Source organism: Bradyrhizobium sp. Gha (assembly GCF_900113735.1).
Classification (GTDB): Bacteria; Pseudomonadota; Alphaproteobacteria; order Rhizobiales; family Xanthobacteraceae; genus Bradyrhizobium.
In genome coordinates, this window is sequence record NZ_FOQM01000005.1 from 182241 (window position 1) to 204768 (window position 22528).

General features: G+C 64.5%; 25 protein-coding genes. 9 read left to right on the forward strand and 16 right to left on the reverse strand.

Features of this window, described 5'->3' with window-relative positions:
• Positions 1-98 precede the first annotated feature (98 nt).
• The 6 genes from flhB to flgB all read right to left on the reverse strand — a co-directional run bounded on the left by flhB (position 99) and on the right by flgB (position 3553).
• On the reverse strand, positions 99-1178 hold the full coding sequence (gene flhB, locus BM222_RS10230; protein WP_092228126.1) for a flagellar biosynthesis protein FlhB: 1080 nt from the start codon (positions 1176-1178) through the stop codon (positions 99-101).
• 7 nt (positions 1179-1185) lie between these two features.
• Positions 1186-1956, reverse strand: a complete 771-nt coding sequence (gene fliR, locus BM222_RS10235) for a flagellar biosynthetic protein FliR (RefSeq protein WP_092228127.1) — start codon at positions 1954-1956, stop codon at positions 1186-1188.
• A 17-nt stretch (positions 1957-1973) separates the two neighbouring features.
• A complete protein-coding gene (gene fliQ, locus BM222_RS10240) occupies positions 1974-2237 on the reverse strand; it encodes a flagellar biosynthesis protein FliQ (RefSeq protein ID WP_027534765.1) in 264 nt (87 codons plus the stop codon).
• Between the two features lie 142 nt (positions 2238-2379).
• Entirely contained in the window at positions 2380-2688 is a 309-nt protein-coding gene (gene fliE / locus BM222_RS10245; RefSeq protein WP_092228128.1) for a flagellar hook-basal body complex protein FliE, read from the reverse strand.
• Positions 2689-2704: 16 nt separating this feature from the next.
• Complete coding sequence (flgC, locus tag BM222_RS10250) at positions 2705-3130, reverse strand: flagellar basal body rod protein FlgC (protein ID WP_092228129.1); 426 nt, start codon at positions 3128-3130, stop codon at positions 2705-2707.
• 18 nt (positions 3131-3148) lie between these two features.
• Positions 3149-3553 (reverse strand): flagellar basal body rod protein FlgB, encoded by a 405-nt coding sequence (flgB, locus tag BM222_RS10255; RefSeq protein ID WP_092228130.1) that lies wholly within the window; start codon positions 3551-3553, stop codon positions 3149-3151.
• Between the two features lie 354 nt (positions 3554-3907).
• On the opposite strand from flgB, the gene BM222_RS10260 reads away from it, so the two are divergent.
• Positions 3908-4894: a flagellar biosynthetic protein FliO gene (locus BM222_RS10260; protein WP_092228131.1), complete on the forward strand. Its 987-nt coding sequence runs from the start codon at positions 3908-3910 to the stop codon at positions 4892-4894.
• Positions 4891-5652, forward strand: a complete 762-nt coding sequence (fliP, locus tag BM222_RS10265; RefSeq protein WP_092228132.1) for a flagellar type III secretion system pore protein FliP — start codon at positions 4891-4893, stop codon at positions 5650-5652. The genes BM222_RS10260 and fliP overlap by 4 nt, the downstream gene beginning before the upstream one ends.
• Before the next feature lie 143 nt (positions 5653-5795).
• Here the strand turns inward: fliP and BM222_RS10270 are convergent, their stop codons facing one another.
• The 6 genes from BM222_RS10270 to fliL all read right to left on the reverse strand — a co-directional run bounded on the left by BM222_RS10270 (position 5796) and on the right by fliL (position 13022).
• Complete coding sequence (locus BM222_RS10270; protein ID WP_092228133.1) at positions 5796-6032, reverse strand: hypothetical protein; 237 nt, start codon at positions 6030-6032, stop codon at positions 5796-5798.
• Positions 6033-6194: 162 nt separating this feature from the next.
• A complete protein-coding gene (locus BM222_RS10275) occupies positions 6195-9971 on the reverse strand; it encodes a tetratricopeptide repeat protein (protein ID WP_177243124.1) in 3777 nt (1258 codons plus the stop codon).
• Positions 9972-10074: 103 nt separating this feature from the next.
• A complete protein-coding gene (locus BM222_RS10280; RefSeq protein WP_092228135.1) occupies positions 10075-10836 on the reverse strand; it encodes a MotE family protein in 762 nt (253 codons plus the stop codon).
• Positions 10837-10845: 9 nt separating this feature from the next.
• Positions 10846-11292 (reverse strand): DUF6468 domain-containing protein, encoded by a 447-nt coding sequence (locus BM222_RS10285; RefSeq protein ID WP_092228136.1) that lies wholly within the window; start codon positions 11290-11292, stop codon positions 10846-10848.
• A complete protein-coding gene (gene fliM / locus BM222_RS10290) occupies positions 11289-12491 on the reverse strand; it encodes a flagellar motor switch protein FliM (RefSeq protein WP_092228137.1) in 1203 nt (400 codons plus the stop codon). The genes BM222_RS10285 and fliM overlap by 4 nt, the downstream gene beginning before the upstream one ends.
• A gap of 30 nt (positions 12492-12521) precedes the next feature.
• Positions 12522-13022, reverse strand: coding sequence for a flagellar basal body-associated protein FliL (gene fliL, locus BM222_RS10295; RefSeq protein WP_092228138.1), 501 nt, complete (start codon positions 13020-13022; stop codon positions 12522-12524).
• A 385-nt stretch (positions 13023-13407) separates the two neighbouring features.
• Between fliL and flgF the strand changes: the two genes are divergently transcribed.
• Genes flgF through flgH form a run of 4 tightly spaced genes read left to right on the forward strand, consistent with a single transcriptional unit; the run spans position 13408 to position 16885 of the window.
• Positions 13408-14169: a flagellar basal-body rod protein FlgF gene (gene flgF / locus BM222_RS10300; protein WP_092228139.1), complete on the forward strand. Its 762-nt coding sequence runs from the start codon at positions 13408-13410 to the stop codon at positions 14167-14169.
• A 16-nt stretch (positions 14170-14185) separates the two neighbouring features.
• Positions 14186-14974, forward strand: a complete 789-nt coding sequence (gene flgG / locus BM222_RS10305; protein ID WP_092228140.1) for a flagellar basal-body rod protein FlgG — start codon at positions 14186-14188, stop codon at positions 14972-14974.
• 9 nt (positions 14975-14983) lie between these two features.
• On the forward strand, positions 14984-16114 hold the full coding sequence (flgA, locus tag BM222_RS10310; RefSeq protein ID WP_177243125.1) for a flagellar basal body P-ring formation chaperone FlgA: 1131 nt from the start codon (positions 14984-14986) through the stop codon (positions 16112-16114).
• 9 nt (positions 16115-16123) lie between these two features.
• On the forward strand, positions 16124-16885 hold the full coding sequence (gene flgH / locus BM222_RS10315; RefSeq protein WP_092228142.1) for a flagellar basal body L-ring protein FlgH: 762 nt from the start codon (positions 16124-16126) through the stop codon (positions 16883-16885).
• A gap of 262 nt (positions 16886-17147) precedes the next feature.
• On the opposite strand, the gene BM222_RS10320 is transcribed toward flgH, so the two are convergent.
• The 3 genes from BM222_RS10320 to BM222_RS10335 form a co-directional block, all read right to left on the reverse strand.
• Entirely contained in the window at positions 17148-17927 is a 780-nt protein-coding gene (locus tag BM222_RS10320; RefSeq protein ID WP_092228217.1) for a 2-keto-4-pentenoate hydratase, read from the reverse strand.
• Positions 17928-18413: 486 nt separating this feature from the next.
• Positions 18414-18779, reverse strand: a complete 366-nt coding sequence (gene dksA, locus BM222_RS10330) for an RNA polymerase-binding protein DksA (protein ID WP_008554760.1) — start codon at positions 18777-18779, stop codon at positions 18414-18416.
• A 213-nt stretch (positions 18780-18992) separates the two neighbouring features.
• On the reverse strand, positions 18993-19604 hold the full coding sequence (locus tag BM222_RS10335) for an NAD(P)-dependent oxidoreductase (protein WP_092228143.1): 612 nt from the start codon (positions 19602-19604) through the stop codon (positions 18993-18995).
• A gap of 147 nt (positions 19605-19751) precedes the next feature.
• Here BM222_RS10335 and BM222_RS10340 point away from each other — a divergent pair, with 147 nt between their 5' ends.
• Positions 19752-20123, forward strand: coding sequence for a winged helix-turn-helix transcriptional regulator (locus BM222_RS10340; RefSeq protein ID WP_092228144.1), 372 nt, complete (start codon positions 19752-19754; stop codon positions 20121-20123).
• Between the two features lie 193 nt (positions 20124-20316).
• Here the strand turns inward: BM222_RS10340 and BM222_RS10345 are convergent, their stop codons facing one another.
• Positions 20317-20730 (reverse strand): flagellar assembly protein FliX, encoded by a 414-nt coding sequence (locus BM222_RS10345; protein ID WP_092228145.1) that lies wholly within the window; start codon positions 20728-20730, stop codon positions 20317-20319.
• A gap of 280 nt (positions 20731-21010) precedes the next feature.
• On the opposite strand from BM222_RS10345, the gene BM222_RS10350 reads away from it, so the two are divergent.
• Together BM222_RS10350 and flgJ are read left to right on the forward strand one after the other, a co-directional pair.
• Positions 21011-22135: a flagellar basal body P-ring protein FlgI gene (locus BM222_RS10350; protein ID WP_092228146.1), complete on the forward strand. Its 1125-nt coding sequence runs from the start codon at positions 21011-21013 to the stop codon at positions 22133-22135.
• On the forward strand, positions 22135-22518 hold the full coding sequence (gene flgJ / locus BM222_RS10355; RefSeq protein ID WP_177243126.1) for a flagellar assembly peptidoglycan hydrolase FlgJ: 384 nt from the start codon (positions 22135-22137) through the stop codon (positions 22516-22518). Before BM222_RS10350 ends, flgJ begins: the two co-directional genes overlap by 1 nt.
• Positions 22519-22528 lie beyond the last annotated feature (10 nt).

Below are 22528 nucleotides of genomic sequence, written 5' to 3' on the forward strand. Positions count from 1 at the left end.
TCCTCCTGCCTGAATCGGACCCGCAGACGCAAGGGCGGCGGGAGCCAAACGTACCCTGATTCCCAGTTTACAGCCATTTTCGGTACTTTTCGGGGGTTTTATTGCCGCGCCGCGCTGAAACCGCGCTTCATCCGCATGACGTAGCCGATGACTTCGGCGACCGCATGGTAATGCTCCATGGGGATCTCCTGGTCGATTTCGACCGTGGCGTAAAGCGCGCGGGCCAGCGGCACGTTCTCGACGATCGGGATATCGTGCTCGCGCGCGATCTCCCGGATCTTGAAAGCCAGGTTGTCGACGCCCTTGGCGACGCAGATCGGCGCCGACATGCCGCGCTCGTAGGCCAGCGCCACCGAATAGTGGGTCGGGTTGGTGATGATCACCGAGGCCTTGGGAACCGCCGCCATCATGCGCTTCTTGGAGCGTTGCTGGCGCAATTGCCGGAGCTTGCCCTTGATGTGCGGGTCACCTTCCGACTGCTTGAACTCTTCCTTGATCTCCTGAAGCGACATCTTCTGCCGCTGGAACCAGCTGCGATACTGGAAGAAATAATCGCCGATCGCGATGATCGCGAGGGCTGCGACCACGGCGCCGAGCAGATGGACGGTCATGCCGGTGGTGGCGCCCAGCATGGCCATCGGATCCAGCTTGACCATCGCCTCCGTGCGGTGCCGCTCCGGCCACAGGATCGTGGTCATGACCGCGCCGAGCACGACGATCTTGCCGATGCCCTTGAGAAAATTGACCCCGGCCTGCTTGCCGAAGATGCGCTTGAACCCGGCCGCTGGCGAGAGCTTGCTGAACTTGGGGGTGAGGGATTCGGCCGACCACACCAACCGGTGCTGGAGCATATTGCCGGCAATGGCCGCGATCACCAACATCAACAGCGGCACGCCGACCGCAGCCAACACCGCGGCCTCGATCTGCCGCATCAGCACGAGCAGATTCCCGGGATCAGTTTTGATCATCCAGGAATTGGCCAGCAGATTGCGCATCGGCGTCAGCAGCCCGCTGCCGACCGAGCCGGAGAAGGTCGAGATGACCAGCGTGCCGCCCGCTATCATGAACCAGGTGTTGATCTCCTGGCTTTTCGCAACGTCGCCGCGTTCGAGCGCCTGTTCGAGACGCTTTTGTGTCGGGTCTTCTGTTTGACTCTCTGGATCGTTGTCTTCCGCCATCGATCACCTATCTGAGCGGCAGCATCTGGTGCATGACACCGATGAAGTAGTCGAGGTAGGTGCCCATCATCGCCGTGAGCACCACCGCCAGCACCATGAAGCCCGCGAAGATCGACAGCGGCACGCCGACGAAGTAGACCTGCATCTGCGGCATCAGCCGCGCCAGCACGCCGAGACCGATATTGAAGACGAGGCCGAACACCAGAAACGGCCCCGACAGCTGCAGCCCGAGCAGGAACGCTGCGGAAAAGGCCCGCGTGGCGAGCGCGGCGATGTCACCACTCGATACGGTCTCGCCCGGCGCGAAGATGGCGTAGCTGTCGTTCAGCGCCGCGATCACCAGATGATGGCTGTCGGTGGCGAACAACAACGTCACACCGAGCATGGTCAGGAAGTTGCCGACCAGCACGCCCTGCTGTCCCTGAGTCGGATCGACCGAGGTGACGAAGCCGAGCCCCATCTGCTGCGCGATCACGGCGCCCGCGACCTGCAGGGCCGCTAGCGTCACGCGCGCGGTGGCGCCGAGCACGATGCCGATCACGATCTCATGCAGCATCAAGACCAGCATCGGCGCGAGCGAGCCCATGTCGACGTGATAGGCGTTGCGATGCAGCGGCAGGATGATCAGCGTGAGTAGAAGCGCGATCGACAGCTTCACCCGCGTCGGGATGTTGGTCTCGCCGAGCCCGGGCAGCAGCATCACCATCGCGCCGACCCGGGCGAAGGCGAGCATGAAGGCCGCGGCAAGCGCCGGCAGCAGCGAAACGTCGATGCGCATGACCGGCGCATTGTGCCTCAGCCGCCGATGATTCGCGACGAGATCCGCAGCATGTGGGAATGGAGGGCGTCGGCCATGAACGGCAGCGCCAGCAGCATTGTGGCAAAGATGGCGAGGATCTTCGGCACGTAGACCAGCGTCTGCTCCTGGATCTGCGTCAGCGCCTGGAACAGCGACACGATCACGCCGACCACGAGCCCGACCACCATCAGCGGCGAGGATACGATCACGATGGTCCAGATCGCGTCACGCGCGACGTCGAGGGTCTCGGGTCCGGTCATTGCATGCTTCCTTTATTCATTTCTCGCCTCCTCACGAAGGCCTATCCCCTCGTCATTGCGAGCGTAGCGAAGCAATCCAGACTGCCTCTGCGGAAAGATTCTGGATTACTTCGGTTCGCTCGCAATGACGACGGAGGCAAAATCAGATCGGCATCTTCATGATGTCTTCATACGCCGCGATCACACGGTCGCGGACCGAGACCAGCGTGGACACCGCGACATCGGTGTCGGCAACCGCCGTCACCACGTCCATCACGTTGGCCTTGCCGTTGGCCATCGCCACGGTCTGCGCATCCGATTTGCGGCCGGATTCCATGACGCTGCCGACGGCGTCTTTCAGCAGCGCAGCAAAGGATTGCCCGTTCGCTTCGCTGCCCTTGCCTGCGGCGGTGTTTTCCAGCACGCGCGCAAGGCTGGCATAAGCATTGGCCGCGATTGTCGGTGTTGCCATGGCTTAAAGGTCCTGTTCAGCTCTTGAGGATGTCGAGCGTGCGCTGGATCATCCGGCGCGTCGCACTGATGATGTTGACATTGGCCTCGTAGGACCGCTGCGCATCGCGCATGTCAGTCATCTCGACCACCGAATTCACGTTGGGGTATTTGACGTTGCCGGTGGCATCGGCCGCCGGATTGCTCGGCTCGTACTTGACGCGGAAGGCGGACTGGTCGGGCTTGATCTTGCCGAGCGTGACGACCTGCGCGTCGAGCGTGCGGTCGAGCGCCGACGAGAACGTCGGCACCTTCCGCCGATAGGGATCGCCGCCCGAGGTCGCCGAGGTCGAGTCCGCGTTCGCGATGTTCTCGGAGATCACCCGCATCCGCCCGGCCTGCGCCCGCAACCCGGAGGTCGCGATCGCCATGGAACGGGCAAAGTCGCTGCTGTCATTCGCCATGATACGGCTCCTCTAGCTCTAGCCCTTGCCGATCGCGGTCTTCAGGAGATGCAGGCTCTTTGAATAGAGCGAGGTCACCGCCGCGTAGTCCATCTGGTTATTGGCGGACTTCATCATCTCCTCTTCGAGATTGACGGCATTGCCCGCAGGGCGGGTCTCGAAACCCGCATTCTTGTTCTGGTCGAAGCTGGAGACCGCGCCTGACGGCGTCATATGGGAGGCGCTGGTGACCGTCATCGCCAAGGTCCCCATCGAACCCGTGGTGGCGCCGGTCTTGTCGAATTTCGGCTCGACCAGGTCGCGCGGCCGGAAATTGGGGGTGTCGGAGTTGGAGACGTTCTCGGACAGGACGCGCTGGCGTTCCTGGTGCCATTGCATCTTGGTGCGAAGCGCCGACAGCACCGGAAGATCGTTGATGGACATCGTTGCGGCCCCCTCCGCCCCTTGCAGACCCGTGGTCCGGAGCTAGGCAGAATTTGCCGCGTGTATGGTTAACAGGTGGTTAAAGCACGGGCGGATCCGTGTCTCGGGCCGAGACATAGATCGCGTTCCCGTGATTCGGCCCAATGCAAAAGCCGTATTAACCCAACCGCTTGGCCGCCCCTCCCTAGAGGCCAAGAAGTCATTTTGGTTCGAGCGATTCATAGGCTATTAAGAGTTGGGGACGGCAAAACTTGCCGTGGGACATTAAGAGATCGCAGTTTTGGGGCATCGCAAGCCGGTGGCCGGCACCGCCGACCATAGGCAGGCGAGAAGCGCCATTTACCGGGGACAGGTATGAACGGTAGCCCTATCACCTTCATCGTCGCGTTCATCGTCGTGCTGGCGTTGATCGGCGTCGTCTTTTGGCTACTCCGCCGATTCGCCTCGACCCGGCTCGGCGCCAACACCCAGCGCGGCAGGATGCCCCGGCTCGCCGTGATCGACGCCGCCGCGCTCGATGGCCGCCGGCGCCTGGTCCTGGTCCGCCGTGACAATGTCGAGCATCTCCTGATGATCGGTGGCCCGACCGACATCGTCGTCGAGCCGAACATCGTCCGCGCCGCAGCCGGCCGCGACCAGATTCCGCAGCGTTCCAGCGCCGCCGAGCCGCCGCGCCTCGCCCCGATCCCGGACGCCGGCGGTTGGGCCGACGAAGTGCCGCGGCCCGAAGTGCTCGACCATCCCGAGCCGCAGATGCCCGAGCCGCCGCCGCGGCCGGCACGCCCCTCGTTCGCCGACGAGCTCCGCCGCCCGGCACCCGCCCTGGCTGAGCGCCGCAGTGAGCCGCAGCTCGGCGGCTTCTCACCTGAACCGATGCCGCCGCGGCCCGAGCGTGAGCCCCGTCCCGAGCCGATGCCGCCGCGCATTGCGCGCGGCGAGCCGGCGATGCCGCGTCCGCCGCGCCAGAATGAGCCGGCGAAGATATCACCGGTGCGCGCCGAGCGCGCCCCTGCGCCGCCGCCTCCGCCCATCCCGCAGGCCCCGCCAGGACCACAAGCTGCTCCGCCCGTTCCGCCGCCGGCTGCTGCGGCCGCGCCGTCGAGCGCCGAACAGAATCTCGCCGAGATGGCCCAGCGTCTCGAGGCGGCGCTCCGTCGTCCAGGCGGCGAGACCATCGCGCCGCCAGTCGCGCCGGATCCACCCGCCCCCCTGCCGCGCGCAGGACGCGTCGAGCCGTCGTCCGCTCCGCCGCCGGCGAGACCGGCCGCGGAGAAGACCAGCTTTGAAAATCTCGAAGATGAGATGGCCTCGCTGCTCGGCCGTCCGAAGCCGTCTTCGTGAGACTGCCGTCCTTCCCGCGTAGAGTATTCTTTGTTTCTGTCCTGATCGCCGCGGCCTCGCTCGCGATGCCCGCGCATGCGCAGGACATCAGCATCAATCTCGGCGGCGGCGGTGCTGGCGGCGGCGGCGTCACCGAGCGCGCGATCCAGCTGATCGCCCTGCTCACGGTGCTGTCGATCGCGCCGTCGATCCTGATCATGATGACCTCGTTCACGCGCATCGTGGTCGTACTGTCGCTGCTGCGCACCGCAATGGGCACTGCGACTGCGCCGCCCAACTCGGTGATCCTGGCCCTGGCGATGTTCCTCACCTTCTTCGTGATGGGACCGGTGCTGCAAAAATCCTACGACGACGGCATCCGTCCGCTCGTCGCCAACCAGATCAGCGTCGAGGATGCGCTCCAGCGCGCCTCCGTTCCCCTGCGCGGATTCATGCAGAAGAACGTGCGCGAGAAGGATCTGAAGCTGTTTCTGGACCTCTCCGGCGAGCCGCCGCCGGCGACACCCGACGAACTCGCGCTGCGGATCCTCGTTCCCGCCTTCATGATCTCCGAGCTGAAGCGCGCCTTCGAGATCGGCTTCCTGTTGTTCCTGCCCTTCCTGATCATCGACCTCGTCGTTGCCTCGGTGCTGATGTCGATGGGCATGATGATGCTGCCGCCCGCGACGATCTCGCTGCCGTTCAAGCTGATCTTCTTCGTGCTGGTCGATGGCTGGTCGCTGGTGGCGGGAAGTTTGGTGCAGAGTTACGGGGGATAGTGGCCGCGACTTCCGCTGTCATGCCCAGGCTTGACCGGGGCATCCAGTACGCCGCGGCCCCTCGATCTAATCACGACCGGCTCGGAGTACTGGATCGCCCGATCAAGTCGGGCGATGACACCGAGAATGCGAAGCGCCGCCCCCTACCCCTTCACGTCATACTGCTTGCTGAGGTGATCACCGATCTGCACCAGCATGGCGACGCTCTCGGGGAAGCCGGGCTTGTCCCGTGTCGCCTGGTCGGCGTCAGCGCGGAACTCCCAGCTGTCGCCGTCGCGGACGATCGAGATCGTCATGCCCTCGGGTCCGTCGGCATGGGCCTTCAACTCGGCCTGCGCCATGGCGATGAGTTCGGCTTCGGTCTTGGCAGGCTTGGTCATGTCAACGCTCTCCCGGCATGAAGGCACAGAGTGCCGCCTCGTCGGGCAACTGTCGAGAGGTCAGGAGTGGGCAGGAGTCCTGAAGCGCGATGGGCGCTTTGGGTTGTTGCTTGAGCAATGATCTTTCCAGCAAAACCGCTAAGCACTTTTCCGGAGCATGCTCTACCGCGTCATCTTGATCTGCCGCACGACGGGAATCGTCGGCAGCGAGCCGGTGTGCTCGGTCTCGTCCTTGGCCTGCGGCGAGGGCGGCGCCCGCGCAGTGGCGTCGGGGAAGCGCTGCTTCATCTCGCGCAGGAAGCCGTCGAGGGTGTCGACGCTTGCCGCAAGCTTTGCAATCTCGTCGAATTCGGCACTGGAGGCGGCAGCCGGCTTGCTGGCGATATCGAAGGCGAGCCGGTCGGCGCTCTCGCTCATCAAGGGCGCGTATTTCTCCCGAAAGCGCGACAATCCGATCGAATCGTCGGCGAGCGCATAGCCGACCGCGGCGCGGATGATGTCGCTCTTCTCCACCGCGTTGAGCGGCTTGAAGTCGCGGAAGCGTTCGCCGTAGTACAGCTCGATCTGCTCGGCGGACTCGCGCCAGCGCCGGGCCGCCCAGAAGATGTCGGATCGCAGCCGCAGCACCTCACGCCCCGAGACGTTCGAGACGATGTCGAGCGCGAGGTCATGGCGGCCGACGTCGCTCTGCGCCCTCGCCTCCAGCAGCAGGCGCTGCTGCCGCAACTCGCCGGAGAGATCGCTGATGCGGCTCGCGCGCAGCGCCGTGATCGCCATGTCCGGCTTGCGGTTGGCGAGATAGATCATGGCGAGGCGCGCGGCGACCTGGGCACGCGCAGCGCCTTCAAGACGATGATCGACCTGGTATTGCAGGAGCTCGGCGGCCTGATCGAGCAGATCGATCGAGGCGAGACGATCGGCCAGACGGCGGATCAGCTCGTCGCCGCGGCGGCCGATCGGCGTCAGCTCACGGAACTCGTAGAACATCCCAAGTGCTTCGATCGGCGGCAGCTCGTCGCCCTTGGGACCCAAGAATATCTGCGTGAACAGATCCGACGCCAGATCCTGCGCCTGACGCGAGGCTTCCGCGTTCGGCTGCAGCTTGGTCGCGGTGCGCGCGGCGGTCAACGCGTCGCGATAGCGCCCGGCCTCGGCATACAGCTGGGACAGCATCTGCAGCGTCTTGACCTCGATCGCGTCGCCGCGCCAGGTCATGGACAACGTCTCGAGCTCGCGCAGCGCATCTTCCTTGCTGATCTCGTTGCGCTTCTGCAGGAGCGCGACCTGTAGCTGCTTGGCTTCGGCCGCGGCCTGGCGATCGGTGGATTCGACTGCGACGTTGTAATCGTCGAGCGCGTCCTTGTCGTGGCCGAGCGCTTCGGCGAGCCGGCCGCGCAGCACGGCAAAGCCGGGCGCGGCCTCCGGAGGCACACCGACCACCTCGATCTCGCCACGGCGTTTCGAGGCGCCGGCGTAATCCTTCACCTCGAGCGAGGCGCGCATCGCATCCATCGTCACGATGCGCTGGATGTCGAGCGGCAGCGAGGCGATGGCAAATTCGACGTTCTTGAATTTCTCGCGCGCGTCCGCCCATTTGCCCTGCCGCGCATAGGCGAGCGCCTTCCAGAGCTGGGAATCGTGGCTGTTGCCGATCACGGGATTGGCGAGATCCTTCAGGCCCTGTGCCGGTCGCCCGATCAGGATGCTCGAGATCGCGTGCATGATCAGCGCCCCGCTCTCCTCCTTGTTGAGGGGATCGCTCAGCATCAACTCGGTCACGGACTTGGCTTCGTGGTACATCGCGCGCGACATGTAGAACTGCGCGAGATCGAGCCGCGGCAGCGAACGCTGCGCCGGATCGACGGCCGAGATCGCCGTGATCAGCTCGCTCTGGCGCGTCCAGAAATCTTCCGACTGGCCCTTGCGCCAGCCCTCGGGATTGAAGATCGGCCGCACCGCAGTGGGTGCCCGCTCGGCCGAGACGTCGACCGGCGACAGCGTCAGTCCGCCCTTCTTGCCGAGAATGACCTTGTCCAATCCGACCTCGACGCCGACCTCGTCGGAATTCGGCCGGATCGCGATGCCGTGCGCGGATTCCAGCAGCGAGAGGTCGACGAGATCCTGCCGCTTGATGAAGCCACGGACCGGCCGCCGCGCGGTGACGACATAGAGCACGTCGCCGGCGTCAGGATCGGTGAGCTTGTGTAGCAGGCCGGGATTCGCAAAGGGAATGGCGATGTTGGCGAGCGCGGGATCGGTGATGTTGCGCGACATCATCAGCGGCAGCGGCGTCGCCTGGATCTTGTCGGCGAGCGTGAGCAGCCAATTGGTCTCCTTGCCGACCTCCTCGCTGGTCAGCGAATAGACCAGCGGACGGGTGAGACGAATGCGCACCGCCTGGCCCTTTTCGAGCGGCATGCGGCTGACCTCGCCGATCATCGCACCACCCTTGCTGCGGATCGCGTCGACATCAACGGGCTTTTGCGAATCGAACACCAGCCACACCGTGTCGCCGCGACGGAACGCGGCAGCTGGCGTCGCGACGGAAAGCGGGAACGTCACGAGCAGTCCGTCGCTGTCACGCCGCGCATCGACGCTGGCCGTCGTGGGCGGCGGTGCAGCCTCTGCAGGCTTGGCTTCGGCTTTCACAGCCTGTTTGGGCGCATCCTTGATCGGCTCCCTGGCCGCTTCCTCCAGGACCATCGGCGTGGCCACTTCCTTGGGCGCCTGGGCAACCGCAGGCATCGCCGGCATCGCGACTTTCGGTGCTTCCTTCGATACCTCCTTCGGCCCTTCCGCGTGCGGAGCTTCGGTTGCCGGTGCCGTCATCGCCGGTGCCGGCTTCGGCGCCTCAGCGGGCGGCATCGCGGCGGGTGCCTCCGGCTTGATCTCGGGCTTGATCTCGGGCTTGATCTCGGGCTTGATCTCGGGCTTGATCTCAACCTTGGCTTCTCGCGCGATCGCCTCCGAGGTCGGTGGTGCGATCTCCTTCGGCTTTGCAGCCGCCGGCTTTTCCGCGGCCGGTCCATGACCGCTCGCTTCCACCTGCGCGATGGCGGCCTCGGGCGTCGCGGCCATCTTGGCCCTGTCGGGCTGGAAAGCGATGTCGACGACATAGTTCTTGTCGTCGCGGAAGGAGTGCACGTCGGAATCGCCGATCAGCGCGATTTCGACGCTGGTCTGGTCGATATCGCCCTTCTGCTTGATCGAGGCGACGTTCGGCGGCGCTGCGACGACAGCATCGGCGAGGTCGAAGTTGAGATTGGCGTTGAAGGCGAGCGTGAGCTTCTGCTCGTTCAGCACGGAGGAAACGCCGACGCCGTCCGGCATCTCGAACACGAAGCGCACGAAGGTGGGCTGCACCGATGCGCGCACGCGGATCGGTGGACGCTTCTTGCTCTCGGCCGCCGCGCGTTGGGCGCGCAGCGCGCGCTCGGCGACGCGGGCGCGCTCGGCGAGTTCCTTCACCACGTCCATCGGCAGGCTCGGCGGCGGCCCCTTCCAGCCTTCCGGCAGCAGGTCGATGAAGGTGCGCTCGCCCGCATTCATGGTGTTGACGGTGACGCGACGCGCCAGCGAGAGACGGATCGCGCTGCCGTCAGGATCGCGGCGGGCAGAGTTGACGTAATCGGGCGCGCCTTCCGGCACGCGCTCGACTGGCACGTCGACAGGGCGGTCGAAACGGATAATGAGAATGGACCCCGCGGTCGTGACCTCGGAGGGGACGTCCTCACCGAGCTTGATCACGAGACGGGCAAAGCCGCCGCTCGCCGAAAAGCTCGCCTCGCCGCGGACCGCATCGCCGGCCCGGGCGGCGGGCGCGCCGAGGCCGATCAGGAGGCAGGCTGCCAGCATCGGCGCCTTGCGGACGCGGCGCGACAGCCGCAGCGCCAGAGCGCGGGCTCGCGACACAAATCCAGCGGCAGCCTCTCGCCCCATTGGCGGCATTTCTTCCAGTTCGACGGGTCCACGCCGGCACTGATGCCGGCCCATGCCTTCGAATGTAGGTTTTCGCAATTAAGGACTTCTTAAGTATGAGCCCTCAATTCGGCTTTTGCGTCGGCTTGCCGTCGATCTTGGGGAGATCGCCGGCGGAAGCAGCCTGATCCCCGCCCCCGTTGGCACGGCGCGCCATTTCGACCGTCAGCCGCTCGGCGGCTTCCGACGACATCAGTCCCAGAATGTCGGACATCTTGCGCGGGGCGATCGCCGAGGCGATCTCGATCAGCACGCTCATCTCGAGCCGGTCGAACACCCGCGCGGCGTCCTTGGGCTTCATGCCCTCATACATGGTCACGAGGCCCTTCAAACGCTGGGCCTCGGCGGCCTTCTGTTCGGCCTGGGTCGCCGTGATGCGGGACTCCACCGCCTTCATCTCCTCGACCTTGCCCTCGATGCGCTTCTCGGCCGATTTCAACAGGCTTTCGCGGATGTCGATCTCGCGCTGGCGGGCCTCGATCTCCTGGCGGCGCGACTGCAAACGTTCCAGGATCGCGCGCTCCGAGGCCGAAACCTGCGGCTGGGCCTCGTCCATATTGACCGGGGTGCCCTCGGGCTTGGTCTCGGGCGCAGCCGGTTTCGGTGCTTCCTTCGGCGCGCCATGCGTCGAGCCGGTGATGTCGGGGTCGTCTCGCCCGGTCGGAAAGTTCAGGTTCTCCTGCGCCCAGGACTTCTTCATCGAGTTCGGCTGGTAGTCGAAGACATAGCCGCCATTGATCACGAGCCCCGCCACTTTCAGCATGGCGAGACCTGCGACCGCAACCAGGACGACCGGAATGACGCGAATGTTACGAAAGGACTTCATACCCAGACTTTATGCGGCGAGACCGTTGGACCTTCGGCGCTCGGAGAAGGCTTCGGCAGCAGCTGCAACCGCCTTGGCCGCAGACGGCTTGGCGGCGGGGGGGGCTGCGGCTTCGGGATTCGTCACGGGGCGCGCCGCGATCGCGATCTTCGAGAGGCGGCGCACCACGTTGTCGGCTTCGCCAAGCTGCTTGTAGAGCTGGTCGGACATATGCGTTGCGGCGGCCAGTTGGCTGCCGAGATTCTCGTTGACGTCGCGCACCGCCAGCTTGAGCCCGCCGATCGCGCGCTCGGCGATCTCGGTCGCGGTGATCAGCTCGCCGATCACGGCCTTCAGCGAATGCTCGTCCGCCTTCAGCCGCGTCAGCCGCTTGTTGAGCAGCATGCAATAACCGATCGTGAGCATGAGCAGGATAGCCACCAGCGTCTCGATCGCCATTCCCAGGGAGTGGTTCATGGGGCCTCCATCAGCTTGTTCTGTTCGTCCACCTTCTCGAACATCGCAAGTGTCGTACTTGGCTTGCGCAAGGGTTTCGTCACGCGGATCGCGACGCGGTCGCCGACCCGACCCATCCGCCCCTCGGTCAGGGTGACGTCGCCGCAGCGCACGGTCACGTTGGCGTCGGCGCGCATGTCCAGCGGCAGCGTGTCTCCGACCTTGAGCCGCATCAGCTGCTTGAGCGGGATGTCGGCTTCGTAGAGCACGGCATCGACGGCGATCTCGGCCTGGTTGATCTCGGTTGCGAAATGGCCTTCCCAGATCGGGTCGCGGCCGAACTTTTCGCCCATGAACATCTGGAGCAGCACGCCCCGGATCGGTTCGATGGTCGCGTAGGGAAGCAGCAGCTCGATGTTGCCGCCGCGATCTTCCATGTCGATGCGCAGCCGCACGAGGATCGCGGCGTTGGCGGGACGGCTGATCGCGGCAAAGCGCGGATTGGTCTCGAGCCGGTCGATGGTAAAGGTCACCGGCGACAGCGGCCGGAACGCCTGCTCGGCATCGGCCAGCACCACCTCGACCAGGCGTTTGACCAGCTCGGTCTCGATCGTTGTGTAGGGCCGGCCCTCGATGCGCAGCTGGCTCGAGCCGCGGCGCCCGCCGAGCAGCACGTCGATCATCGAGTAGATCAGGTTGGAATCGACCGTCGCCATGCCGAAGTTTTCCCACTCCTCGGCCTTGAAAACCGAGAGCACGGCAGGCAGCGGGATCGAGTTCATGTAATCGCCGAAGCGCACCGAGGTGATGCGGTCGAGCGAGACTTCGACGTTGTCGGAGGTGAAATTGCGCAAGGACGTCGTCAACAACCGCACCAGGCGGTCGAAGACGATTTCGAGCATCGGCAGACGCTCATAGGAGACCATCGCAGAATCGATGATCGCGCGGATGCCGGAATGATCGTCGAGGGTGACGTCGCCGACGGTAAAGCCGAGAAGATTGTCGATCTCCTCCTGCGAGAGCACCCGCTCGCCGGAGTTCTTGCCGTTGCCGAGATCGCGGCTGCCGTCCTCGACCATGGCGGCCCATTGCAGGGCCATGGTCTCCGAGAGTTCGTTTTCAGCAGCGGCCTTCGCGGCCTCCGCGGGATCCTCGGAATCGAGCGACGCCTCCCATTGGGCGGCAATCGCATCCTGGTCCATCTGTTCGTTGCCGGCCATGACGCTAGCCCGTAACCTTCCGCAGCATCATCACTGGAGCACGACTTCCTTGAACAGCACCGCGCTGACCTGAATCGGCGCGACGGCGGCGTTGACGCGCTTGGTCAGCTCTTCCTTGAGACGGAAGACGCCGGCGGAGCCGTTGAGGTCGGAGGAACGGAGCTCGCGCACATAGGTCTGGAAGATGTCGGTGACCCGCGGCATCGACGGCTTGATCGCCTCGATCTGCTTTTCTTCCTTCAGCTCGAGCACGATCTTGAGCTTGAGATATTGCACGCGCTCGCCCGGCGCGCCGGCGAGGTTGACCATCATGTCGGGCACCTCGACGAAGGCCGGCGGCTTCGGCGGGGGCGCGGCCTCGGCATGATGCTCCTCGTCGCCGTGACGGAAGAACAGGAACCAGGTCGCAGCGCCGCCGCCGAGCAGGACCAGGGCGGCAACGACGATCAGGATCAGCTTGAACTTGCTCTTGGGGGCAGCGGCTTCCGCGCCTTCGACGGCTGCGCCGCCTTCCGCTTCACTCTCTGCCATGGTCGTCCGGGCTCGCTGATCTCATAGGGGGCGAGAGAGCAAAGCCTCCTGGCAGACAGTGACGCGATACAAATGTCCCGGCGCAAAGCGCTCCTCTTCACTGCAAACGCTACGGTAATAATGGTTAACGGAACCTTTCGATTGGGCCTCCGCTAGGAAAATTCTGCCGGGCAAACATGGCTAACAGAACCTTTCTGCCCCCTGCCGCGAACTCCGAAAAATCACCAAGCCATTGTATTTACACGCCATTTTAGATTGGCACGACTTTCGCTGAGAGAGGGCCGAGACCGAACGGTTTGGGAGAACCAGACGGCCTCTTTCACGGGATCGGCCAAGGCGCTTGGGAGAGCGAAATGGCCGGGCTCACTCGAGGGGAGATTGACCGATGCAGAACGCACTTCTGATCGGCTTGTCACGGCAGATGACGTTGGAACGGCAGATGGATGTCATCGCCAACAACGTCGCCAACGTGAACACCAACGGCTTCAAGGCTGACCATTCGCTGTTCGAGGAGTTTCTCCGCTCGAACGCTCATGAGGACAATTTCGTCGGCTCCGACCGCCGGGTCTCCTATGTGCAGGACCGCGGCACCTATCGCGACGTCGGCCAGGGCCCGATGGAGGCCACCAATAACCCGCTCGACATGGCGATCAGCGGCAACGCCTTCTTCGCCGTGCAGGCCAACGGCGCCGAGCGCTACACCCGCGATGGCAAATTCGCGCTCAGCAGCACCGGCCAGCTCATGACCTCCGACGGCAATCTCGTGCTCGGCACCGCCGGCCCGATCGTCTTCCAGCCGACCGACCACGACATCAACGTCGCCCCGGACGGCACCGTGACGGTGCTGGAGGGCACCGCCAAGACCGACTCGATCCGCGGCAAGATCCGCATGGTGAGTTTCGACGATCCGGCCAAGCTGACCAAGCTCGGCGCCAATCTCTACGACGTCGGCTCCGCCAACCAGCAGCCCGACGCCAAGTCCACGCTGCAGCAGGGCTACATCGAGAAGTCGAACGTGAATTCGGTCGGCGAGATGAGCCGTATGGTCGAGGTGATGCGCAGCTACACCGCGATCGCCAACCTGCTCCAGCAGCAGAGCGACCTCCACAAATCGGCGATCGAAAAGCTCGCCGACGTTCCGGCCTGATTGAGGGAGAACTGACATGCAGGCGCTTCACACCGCAGCGACCGGAATGGCGGCACAGGAACTGAACGTTCAGGTGATCTCCAACAACATCGCCAACCTGCGCACCACCGGCTTCAAGAAGCAGACCGCGGCGTTCCAGGATCTGATCTACGAACACATCCGTCGCGTCGGCGCGCAGGCTTCGGACCAGGGCACCATCCTGCCCGTCGGCGTCGACATCGGCGGCGGCGTCAAGACCGTCGGCACGCCGCGCAGCATGACCCAGGGCACGCTGTCGCAAACCGGCAACGATCTCGACCTCGCGATCTCGGGCGAAGGCTTCTTCAAGATCCTGATGCCTGACGGCACCTTCCAGTACACCCGCGACGGCACGTTCCAGATGGACAATCAGGGCCGCGTCGTCACCGCGGGAGGCAACCCGGTGCAGCCGACGATCACGATCCCGAACAACGCCTCGGGCATCACCGTCAACGAGCAGGGCCAGGTGACCGTGACGCTGCCGGGCTCGTCGACCAACACCATTCTCGGCCAGATCGGCGTGACCCGTTTCATCAACAAGGCGGGCCTGCAGCCGGTCGGCAGCAACCAGTTCGTCGAGACGACGTCGTCGGGCACGCCTCAGGACGGCACCGCGAACTCCGAAGGCTACGGCAAGATCACCCAGGGCAGCCTCGAACAGGCCAATGTCGACGTCGTCTCGGAGATGAGCGACCTGATCGCCGCGCAGCGCGCCTACGAGATGAACGCAAAGGTGATCAGCGCCGCCGACCAGATGATGCAATCGACCACGGCGCTGTTCCGCTGAGTGATGACCATGATCCGCACCACGCTTCTCACCCTCTCCGCGCTGCTCGTGCTGGCGCTGCCGGCGCAGGCTGCCGACGACGGCATCGCAACGCCGACGCTGCGCGCCAGCGTCACCGTGACGTCGGACGTGGTCCGGGTCGGCGATCTCATCGACAATGCCGGTGCGGCCGCGCAGATCCCGGTCTATCGCTCGCCCGATCTCGGCACCACCGGCGCCCTGCCTGTCGCCCAGGTCCTGAGCGTGCTGCGCGCCAAGCAGGTGATCGGCGTGATGACCGGCGACATCAAGGAAGTCCAGGTCACCCGACTCGCCCGCACGCTTGCCAGCAAGGATCTCGAAAACGCAGTCGCCTCCGCGCTCGAGCGCCGTTTCGGCCTCGGCGACGCCGCCAACATCACCGTCACCTTCGACCGTGGCATGTCCGACATGCGGCTCGATGCCACCAACACCGGCGCGCTCCAGGCGGTTGCGACCCGCTACGATGCCCGCAGCGGCCGCTTCGACATCTCCTTCGAGGTCAGCAACGAGGGCACGATCCCGACCAAGCTGCGCTTCACCGGCACCGCGATCGAGACGGTTGAGGTTGCCGTTCTGACCCGCGACATCGACCGCAGCGAGATGCTGAAATCCTCCGACGTCGCGCAAGAGCGCCGGCCGAAGGCCGAAGTGACCGGCGAGCCCGCGCTGCGCGAGCGCGCCGTCGGCATGCAGCTGCGCCGGCCGATGCGCGCCGGCATGCCGATCCGCGTTGCCGACCTCGCCAAGCCCGAATTCGTGTCGCGCGACCAGAGCGTCACCGTCATCTACCAGGTCCCCGGGATCTATCTCACCACCCGAGGCAAGGCGATCGAGGCCGGCGCCGAGGGCGACACCGTGAGTGTCCTCAATCCGCAGACCAAGCGGACGCTCACCGGCGTCGTCACCGGCCGTGGCCAGGTCACCGTGCAGGGCGCCAGCCAGTCCGCGCCGATGACGGCCGCGATCGAGCAGACCTCCTCGCTCAGGCGCGACGAAGCACCCGCCCCGGTCGACACCGCAGCCCTCCTCCGCAACCTGGTCCAGGCGCCTTCGTCGCCGGCCCAGATTGCACAAGCCCAGATCCCGCAAGCTCGCGTCTCGCAAGCACAGGCAAAGTAAGAGTTAGTCATGTCCGCTTTCAGTTCGGCTTACCGTCTTCGTCGCATCGCGATCTCTGCCCTGCTGCTGACAGCCAGCGCGCTCGGCGGCTGCTCATCGATCGACCGCCTGTCGCAGATCGGCGAGCAACCGAAATTGTCGGCCATCGACAATCCGACGACGCAGCCCGGCTACAAGCCGGTGCAGATGCCGATGCCGAAGCCGGAAGTCGCCTCCTACAATCCGAACTCGCTATGGCGCAACGGCAGTCGCGCCTTCTTCAAGGATCAGCGCGCCACCCATGTCGGCGACCTCCTGACCGTGACCGTCAACATCACCGACAAGGCCAACATCGAGAACGAGACCCAGCGCAGCCGCTCCAACAAGGAAGATTCGGGCATCACCGATTTCATCGGCGCGAAGACCATTACCCAGGCCAACAAGATCCTGCCCGGCCGCATCCTGACGGCCGATTCCACCGCCTCCAGCGACGGCAAGGGCTCGGTCAACCGCACGGAAGCGTTGCAGACCAACGTCGCAGCCGTCGTGACCCAGGTGCTGCCGAACGGCAACCTCGTGGTCGAAGGCAAGCAGGAGATCCGCGTCAACTACGAAATCCGCGAACTCGTGGTCGCCGGCATCGTCCGCCCCGAAGACATCCAGAGCGACAACACCATCGATTCCAGCAAGATCGCCCAGGCCCGCATCGCTTACGGCGGCCGCGGCCAGATCACGGACGTGCAGCAGCCCCGCTACGGCCAGCAAGTCATGGACGTGCTGCTACCCTTCTAGCCTTCTTTTAAGAGCTCCCACATCGTGCTCGCGAACCTAGGCGCGAACGACGATGTACTACGCGGCCCTCGCTAGCTCCCCTGGCGAGGGCCGCATGCATTTTGCAGTAGCGAGCCAACGCTTCGCGGTCAGTTGACGCACTCAAGCGTCGCACCAACCTCCGTCATTGCGAGCAAAGCGAAGCAATCCAGGTTGCGTCCGCGGAAAGATTCTGGATTGCTTCGTCGCTCCGCTCCTCGCAATGACGAGGACGGATCGCGCGTCACGTGAACTCCGCCTCCACCACGCCGAGCCCGTCCAGCTCCATCCGCACCTTGTCGCCGGCTTTCAGCCACAGCGTCTTCACCAGGCTGCCCGTCAGCACGAGTTGTCCCGCGTGCAGGCCCTTGCTTTCGGCGGCGAGGTGGTTGGCCAGCCAGGCGAGTGCGTTGTGGGGATGACCGAGCACGTCGGCGCCGGTGCCGTGACTGACCTCCTCGCCATTGACGATGGCGCGGCCTTTGACCGCTTTCAGGTCCGGCACCGACGAGCGCGGAACCGAGGCGCCCAGCACACAGCCGGCGGCGAAGAAATCATCCGCGATCAGCGTCGGCGCGCCCATCGTCTCCCACTTCACGTAGCGGTCGTCCACGATCTCGATGGCGGGATGGTAGCTTTCAACGGCTTCGCCGACCCATTCGGCCGTGAACGGCGCCTCGCCGGCGGCGAGGTTGCGCTTCAGCCGCACCGCGATCTCGCATTCGACGCCGACACGGACATAGTCGGAGGCCGCGAGCTTCACGCCGCTGTGGTGCACGCCCTTCTGGAACACGCCGCCGCCGCAGGGGTGCGGAATGCCGATATACTCCTGCATCACCTGGCTGGTGCAGCCGATCTTGTAGCCGACCAGCGGGCCGACATTCTTCAGCAGAAGATCATGCAGCGCACGCTGGACCTGATAACCCTCGGCCTCGTCATCAGGTGGAACCTGGAGTGCCGCGAGCGGCGCATGGTTGCGGCGCGCCAGCGCGATCGCCTTTGCGGCTTCAAGAATTTTGTCCATCGGCGCCGGCTCCCACGCAACCACAACCATGGCCCGCACTTCAGCATTCCCGCCGGAGCCTGACAAGCGCGGGGGCATGCGCCCATGCGGGTGGATTACGCCTTGACGGAAGCGGCCGACGGCCTCTTGTCCGCCTTTAAGGAAATATTGAGCTGGTCCAGGCTTCATGGGGATGCGCGCGTTGCAGCGTCGCACCGAGGCCTGATTGCAGCGATGCCTGATGCAGCTGGACCAGAGTCTCAGCATGCGAGTCGATCTCCTTGATGCGACTCGCAAAACCTCCCGCACCTGAAGTGAAGGCTATGTCTCAGGTGAATTCACGTGAGCTTGCAGCAATGGACTCTAGCCCATTGATCACGATTCGCTTTTCGCCATCGCGTACGTGTCAGGCACGCGGCGGCAAGCGATAGGCACAGCGCAGACTACGGCGCGAAACGGCGCGCCTTGCGTCCAAAAACGAAGAGCCGCATCTCTGCGGCCCGATCTCTATTCGTCGCGATAGACCTTCTCGCGTTTCTCGTGGCGCTCCTGCGCTTCCACCGAGAGCGTCGCGATGGGCCGGGCCTCGAGCCGCTTCAGAGAGATCGGCTCGCCAGTGTCCTCGCAATAGCCGTAGGTGTTGTCCTCGATGCGCTGGAGCGCGGCGTCGATCTTGGCGATCAACTTGCGCTGGCGGTCGCGGGCGCGGAGTTCGATGGCACGGTCGGTTTCCGACGATGCCCGATCGGCAAGATCGGGGTGGTTCACGTTCTCCTCCTGCAGAGCCTGCAGGGTGAGCTTGGACTCTTTCAGGATCTCATCCTTCCAGGCGAGGAGCTTCAAACGGAAGTACTCCTTCTGCCGGTCGTTCATGAAAGGCTCTTTTTCGGTCGGTCGGTAGTTTTTCAACTTTTCCAAGGGCGGCCTATCTATTTAAGCAACGACTCGCAACGAAACGGGTCCGTTGAGCCGGGGCTTATATAGCTACCCCTTGTGACAGACAATATTTCCTTAATGGCGCAGTTACCGCCCCCAAGCCCTTGCACAGGAACGTTTATCCGCAAGTGCCCGGGGGCGGCCAAAAGCCTAGTAGCCGACCGTGAAACGCTGCCGCAGATGCGCCGGCTTCTCGATCTCGTCGGCAAGCGCGATGGCGTAATCGGCGAAGCTGATCCAGCTCTTACCGTTCGCATCTGCGAGAAGCTGATCGGTGCCGAGCCGGAACTTGCCCGTGCGCGCCTCCTCGACGAACAATGCGGATGGCGAGATGAAGGTCCAGTTCAGGTCCTTTTCCTGCCGCAACAGGTCGAGGAAGACGCCGCCCGCTTCGGCCTCGGCCTTGTACTGGACCGGAAAAGCCGGGGTTGTGACCAGTTTGACACCGGGAGCGACCTCCAGACTGCCAGCGCCGCCGACGACCAGATAGCGACCAACCTTCGCCTCCTTGGCCGCACCGATCAGCTTGTGCGGGTCGCTCGCCAGGAAGTGGACGGAACTCACCGCAACGTCATGCCCGGTCCAGAGTTTGGCGAGACCGGCCTGGTCGAGCACATCGCCCTTGGTCGGCGTGACGTTTGGCAGTGCGGCAATCTTCTCGGGGTTCCGGGCGATGGCGGTAACCGCATGGCCGCGGCGGGACAGTTCCTTGGTGATTTCCGAACCGGCCCGGCCCGAGGCGCCGGCAACTGCGATTTTCATGGAAGGCTCCTTTGCTTCTGTTAGTAACCAATGGTGACTAGATATCCCAAATAATGCTGGTGTTAAGAGAGCACTTTGTGCTTACCTGCTTACACAGGAGTAACTGGCAACAACCGAGGCCGAGCCAAGCGAGCGCAAGGAACCGAGATGAAACCCAATGTCTATGCCGCCGAGTGCCCGACACGCCAAATCCTCGATCGCGTCGGCGACAAATGGGCCGTGCTGATCCTGTTGCTGCTGCGCGAGGAGCCGATGCGCTTCAATCAGTTGCGCCGCACGATTGAAGGTATCTCGCAGAAGATGCTGAGCCAGGTTCTCAAGTCGCTCGAACGCGACGGCCTGCTCAAGCGCCACGCCATCGCGACCGTGCCGGTGACGGTTGAATATTCGATCACGCAACTCGGCCTGACACTCGCCGCCGCGGTTGATCCGCTACGCGATTGGGCGGAGGAGAATCTGAAAGACGTGCTCGCCGCCCAGCGCCGCTACGATGCGCAGCAGAAGGAGGAAGCGGCGTAAGGCTGCAAAGCTCCGCCAGGCGACCCGTCATCCCCGCGCAATGGCGAAGCCAGTCGCTGGAGGTGCGAGTGGCGCGATGCAAAGCATCGGGCCGGGAGCCTCGAAGGATGAACGGCCGAGATGCAGCCGGGCCGTCGCCCTGCGAGGCTCGCCTTGCTTCGCAGGGCGCGCACCTCGGGATGACGGATGGCTCTCAAGCCTGCCCGGCCTTCGCCAGTTCGACCTCGACGCGCAGCTCGATCTCGGACAGCACGGAATCGAGACCGGCATCGCCGGAGGACGATTTCAGGTTTGCCGCCGCATCGCGCAGCCGCATCACCGTTGAGGCGTCGAGATTGCCGGACAAGAGTCCCATCTTCAGATCGTCGAGCACGTCGAGCGCGGTCTTGCCGCGCGCGACCGAGCGCTTGCGGCGTTCGATCGGATCTTCCTCGATGCCTTGCAGCGCGAGCAGCCCGTCGATGTTGGCGGTGGCCTTCGGTGCGGCGGCGCTGCGCGTCTCCTGCGCCGACGAGGTGTCGGGCAACACGAAGGTGCCGGAGCTCGTTCGCCTGGCCTGGCTGGCCGGAGTCCCAAGCGTGGTGCCATTCGGTCCGTAGATGCGCATCGGAGCAATCCGGGTGATCGATGCGCCACATTCGCCGCTTTATGGTTAACGGGGCGTAAACGGCCCGGCAAAATCTGCCGGCAGGCGGCAGTTTCGCTCCTCAAGGCGAACGGCTTCTAGCCTCGATCTAAAGAGATTTATTCAACCTATTCAATCGCCTAGCCCCTCTGCCCGGGTTGGCACAGCGCTCGCAAGGAAAGCGTCGGACCAGCTCGTCATGGGAGTGTCTGGCAGGTCCGAGACGTGAGGAGGCTCGTTGAGGAGCCTTGGGGAGCAGAGGATGCCAGGCGTTCGTTGGGTGAGGATTTTTGGGGTGGCCTGTGCCGCGCTGTCAGTGCTGGCCATTTCGGTCGCGTCCGCAAACGCGACCTCGCGCATCAAGGATCTCGCCAATATCGAAGGTGTGCGGCAGAACCAGCTCATCGGCTACGGCCTCGTCGTCGGCCTCAACGGCACCGGCGACACCCTCAACAACATCCCCTTCACCAAGCAGTCGCTGCAGGCGATGCTCGAGCGCATGGGCGTCAACATCCGCGGCGCCACCATCCGCACCGGCAACGTTGCCGCCGTGATGGTGACGGGCAATCTGCCGGCCTTCGCGACGCAAGGCACGCGCATGGACGTCACCGTATCGGCGCTTGGCGATGCCAAGGATTTGCGCGGCGGCACCCTGCTCGTCACCCCCCTGCTCGGCGCCGACGGCAACGTCTATTCGGTCGCCCAGGGCTCGCTCGCGATCTCCGGTTTCAATGCCGAGGGCGAAGCGGCGAAGATCGTGCGCGGCGTCCCGACCGTGGGCCGCATCGCCAACGGCGCCATCATCGAGCGCGAGATCGAGTTTGCGCTCAATCGCCTGCCGAACGTGCGGCTCGCGCTGCGCAACGCCGACTTCACCACCGCCAAGCGCATTGCGGCCGCGATCAATGACTATCTCGGCGTCAAGAGCGCCGAGCCGATCGATCCCTCGACCGTTCAGCTGACGATCCCGCCGGAGTTCAAGGGCAACGTGGTCGCCTTCCTGACCGAGATCGAGCAGCTCCAGGTCGATCCTGACCTCGCCGCCAAGATCATCATCGACGAACGTTCCGGCATCATCGTGATGGGCCGCGACGTTCGCGTCGCCACCGTCGCGGTCGCGCAGGGCAATCTCACTGTCACGATCTCCGAGAGCCCGCAGGTGAGCCAGCCCAATCCGCTGTCACGGGGGCGCACCGTGGTCACGCCGCGCTCTAGCGTCGGCGTCACCGAGGACGGCAAGAAGTTCGCCGTGGTCAAGGACGGCGTCTCGCTTCAGCAGCTCGTCGACGGCCTCAACGGCCTCGGCATCGGCCCGCGCGACCTCATCAGCATCCTCCAGGCGATCAAGGCCGCCGGTGCGATCGAAGCCGACATCGAGGTGATGTGATGCAGACCGGCATGCTCAACACCGCACGCGTCGCCGCTGCGCTCTCCTCGAACCCGGCCTTCTCGGTCGAAAGCCGCAACGGCCGGCCCGACTTCGAGCTCGCCGCCGCGGTTCAGAAGGTTTTGCCACAGCAGCAGGCCAAGGCGCAGAAGACCGCCACCGACTTCGAGGGCATGTTCCTCAACAGCATGTTCGCGCAGATGACTTCCGGCCTGAAGGGCGAAGGCCCGTTCGGCGATACGCCGGGCACCGGCGTGTGGCGCTCGATGCTGACCGAGCAATATTCCAAGAACTTCGCCAGCGCCGGCGGCATCGGCGTCGCCCGCGATGTGTACCGCACCCTGATCATGCAGCAGGCCAAAACCACTCTGCGCACGGCATAAGGTCAAGCGA

What these genes read in the sequence shown, in the direction of transcription:
- flgH (WP_092228142.1), top strand. Translation starts at nt 16,124, where the DNA reads ATGTCCGCTTTCAGTTCGGCTTACCGTCTTCGTCGCATCGCGATCTCT.
- BM222_RS10280 (WP_092228135.1), bottom strand. Translation starts at nt 10,836, where the DNA reads ATGAAGTCCTTTCGTAACATTCGCGTCATTCCGGTCGTCCTGGTTGCG.
- BM222_RS10335 (WP_092228143.1), bottom strand. Translation starts at nt 19,604, where the DNA reads ATGAAAATCGCAGTTGCCGGCGCCTCGGGCCGGGCCGGTTCGGAAATC.
- flgF (WP_092228139.1), top strand. Translation starts at nt 13,408, where the DNA reads ATGCAGAACGCACTTCTGATCGGCTTGTCACGGCAGATGACGTTGGAA.
- BM222_RS10285 (WP_092228136.1), bottom strand. Translation starts at nt 11,292, where the DNA reads ATGAACCACTCCCTGGGAATGGCGATCGAGACGCTGGTGGCTATCCTG.
- BM222_RS10320 (WP_092228217.1), bottom strand. Translation starts at nt 17,927, where the DNA reads ATGGACAAAATTCTTGAAGCCGCAAAGGCGATCGCGCTGGCGCGCCGC.
- flgJ (WP_177243126.1), top strand. Translation starts at nt 22,135, where the DNA reads ATGCAGACCGGCATGCTCAACACCGCACGCGTCGCCGCTGCGCTCTCC.
- flhB (WP_092228126.1), bottom strand. Translation starts at nt 1,178, where the DNA reads ATGGCGGAAGACAACGATCCAGAGAGTCAAACAGAAGACCCGACACAA.
- BM222_RS10350 (WP_092228146.1), top strand. Translation starts at nt 21,011, where the DNA reads ATGCCAGGCGTTCGTTGGGTGAGGATTTTTGGGGTGGCCTGTGCCGCG.
- flgC (WP_092228129.1), bottom strand. Translation starts at nt 3,130, where the DNA reads ATGGCGAATGACAGCAGCGACTTTGCCCGTTCCATGGCGATCGCGACC.
- fliQ (WP_027534765.1), bottom strand. Translation starts at nt 2,237, where the DNA reads ATGACCGGACCCGAGACCCTCGACGTCGCGCGTGACGCGATCTGGACC.
- flgB (WP_092228130.1), bottom strand. Translation starts at nt 3,553, where the DNA reads ATGTCCATCAACGATCTTCCGGTGCTGTCGGCGCTTCGCACCAAGATG.
- BM222_RS10345 (WP_092228145.1), bottom strand. Translation starts at nt 20,730, where the DNA reads ATGCGCATCTACGGACCGAATGGCACCACGCTTGGGACTCCGGCCAGC.
- dksA (WP_008554760.1), bottom strand. Translation starts at nt 18,779, where the DNA reads ATGAACGACCGGCAGAAGGAGTACTTCCGTTTGAAGCTCCTCGCCTGG.
- BM222_RS10340 (WP_092228144.1), top strand. Translation starts at nt 19,752, where the DNA reads ATGAAACCCAATGTCTATGCCGCCGAGTGCCCGACACGCCAAATCCTC.
- flgA (WP_177243125.1), top strand. Translation starts at nt 14,984, where the DNA reads ATGATCCGCACCACGCTTCTCACCCTCTCCGCGCTGCTCGTGCTGGCG.
- fliL (WP_092228138.1), bottom strand. Translation starts at nt 13,022, where the DNA reads ATGGCAGAGAGTGAAGCGGAAGGCGGCGCAGCCGTCGAAGGCGCGGAA.
- BM222_RS10270 (WP_092228133.1), bottom strand. Translation starts at nt 6,032, where the DNA reads ATGACCAAGCCTGCCAAGACCGAAGCCGAACTCATCGCCATGGCGCAG.
- BM222_RS10275 (WP_177243124.1), bottom strand. Translation starts at nt 9,971, where the DNA reads ATGGGGCGAGAGGCTGCCGCTGGATTTGTGTCGCGAGCCCGCGCTCTG.
- fliM (WP_092228137.1), bottom strand. Translation starts at nt 12,491, where the DNA reads ATGGCCGGCAACGAACAGATGGACCAGGATGCGATTGCCGCCCAATGG.
- flgG (WP_092228140.1), top strand. Translation starts at nt 14,186, where the DNA reads ATGCAGGCGCTTCACACCGCAGCGACCGGAATGGCGGCACAGGAACTG.
- fliE (WP_092228128.1), bottom strand. Translation starts at nt 2,688, where the DNA reads ATGGCAACACCGACAATCGCGGCCAATGCTTATGCCAGCCTTGCGCGC.
- fliR (WP_092228127.1), bottom strand. Translation starts at nt 1,956, where the DNA reads ATGCGCATCGACGTTTCGCTGCTGCCGGCGCTTGCCGCGGCCTTCATG.
- BM222_RS10260 (WP_092228131.1), top strand. Translation starts at nt 3,908, where the DNA reads ATGAACGGTAGCCCTATCACCTTCATCGTCGCGTTCATCGTCGTGCTG.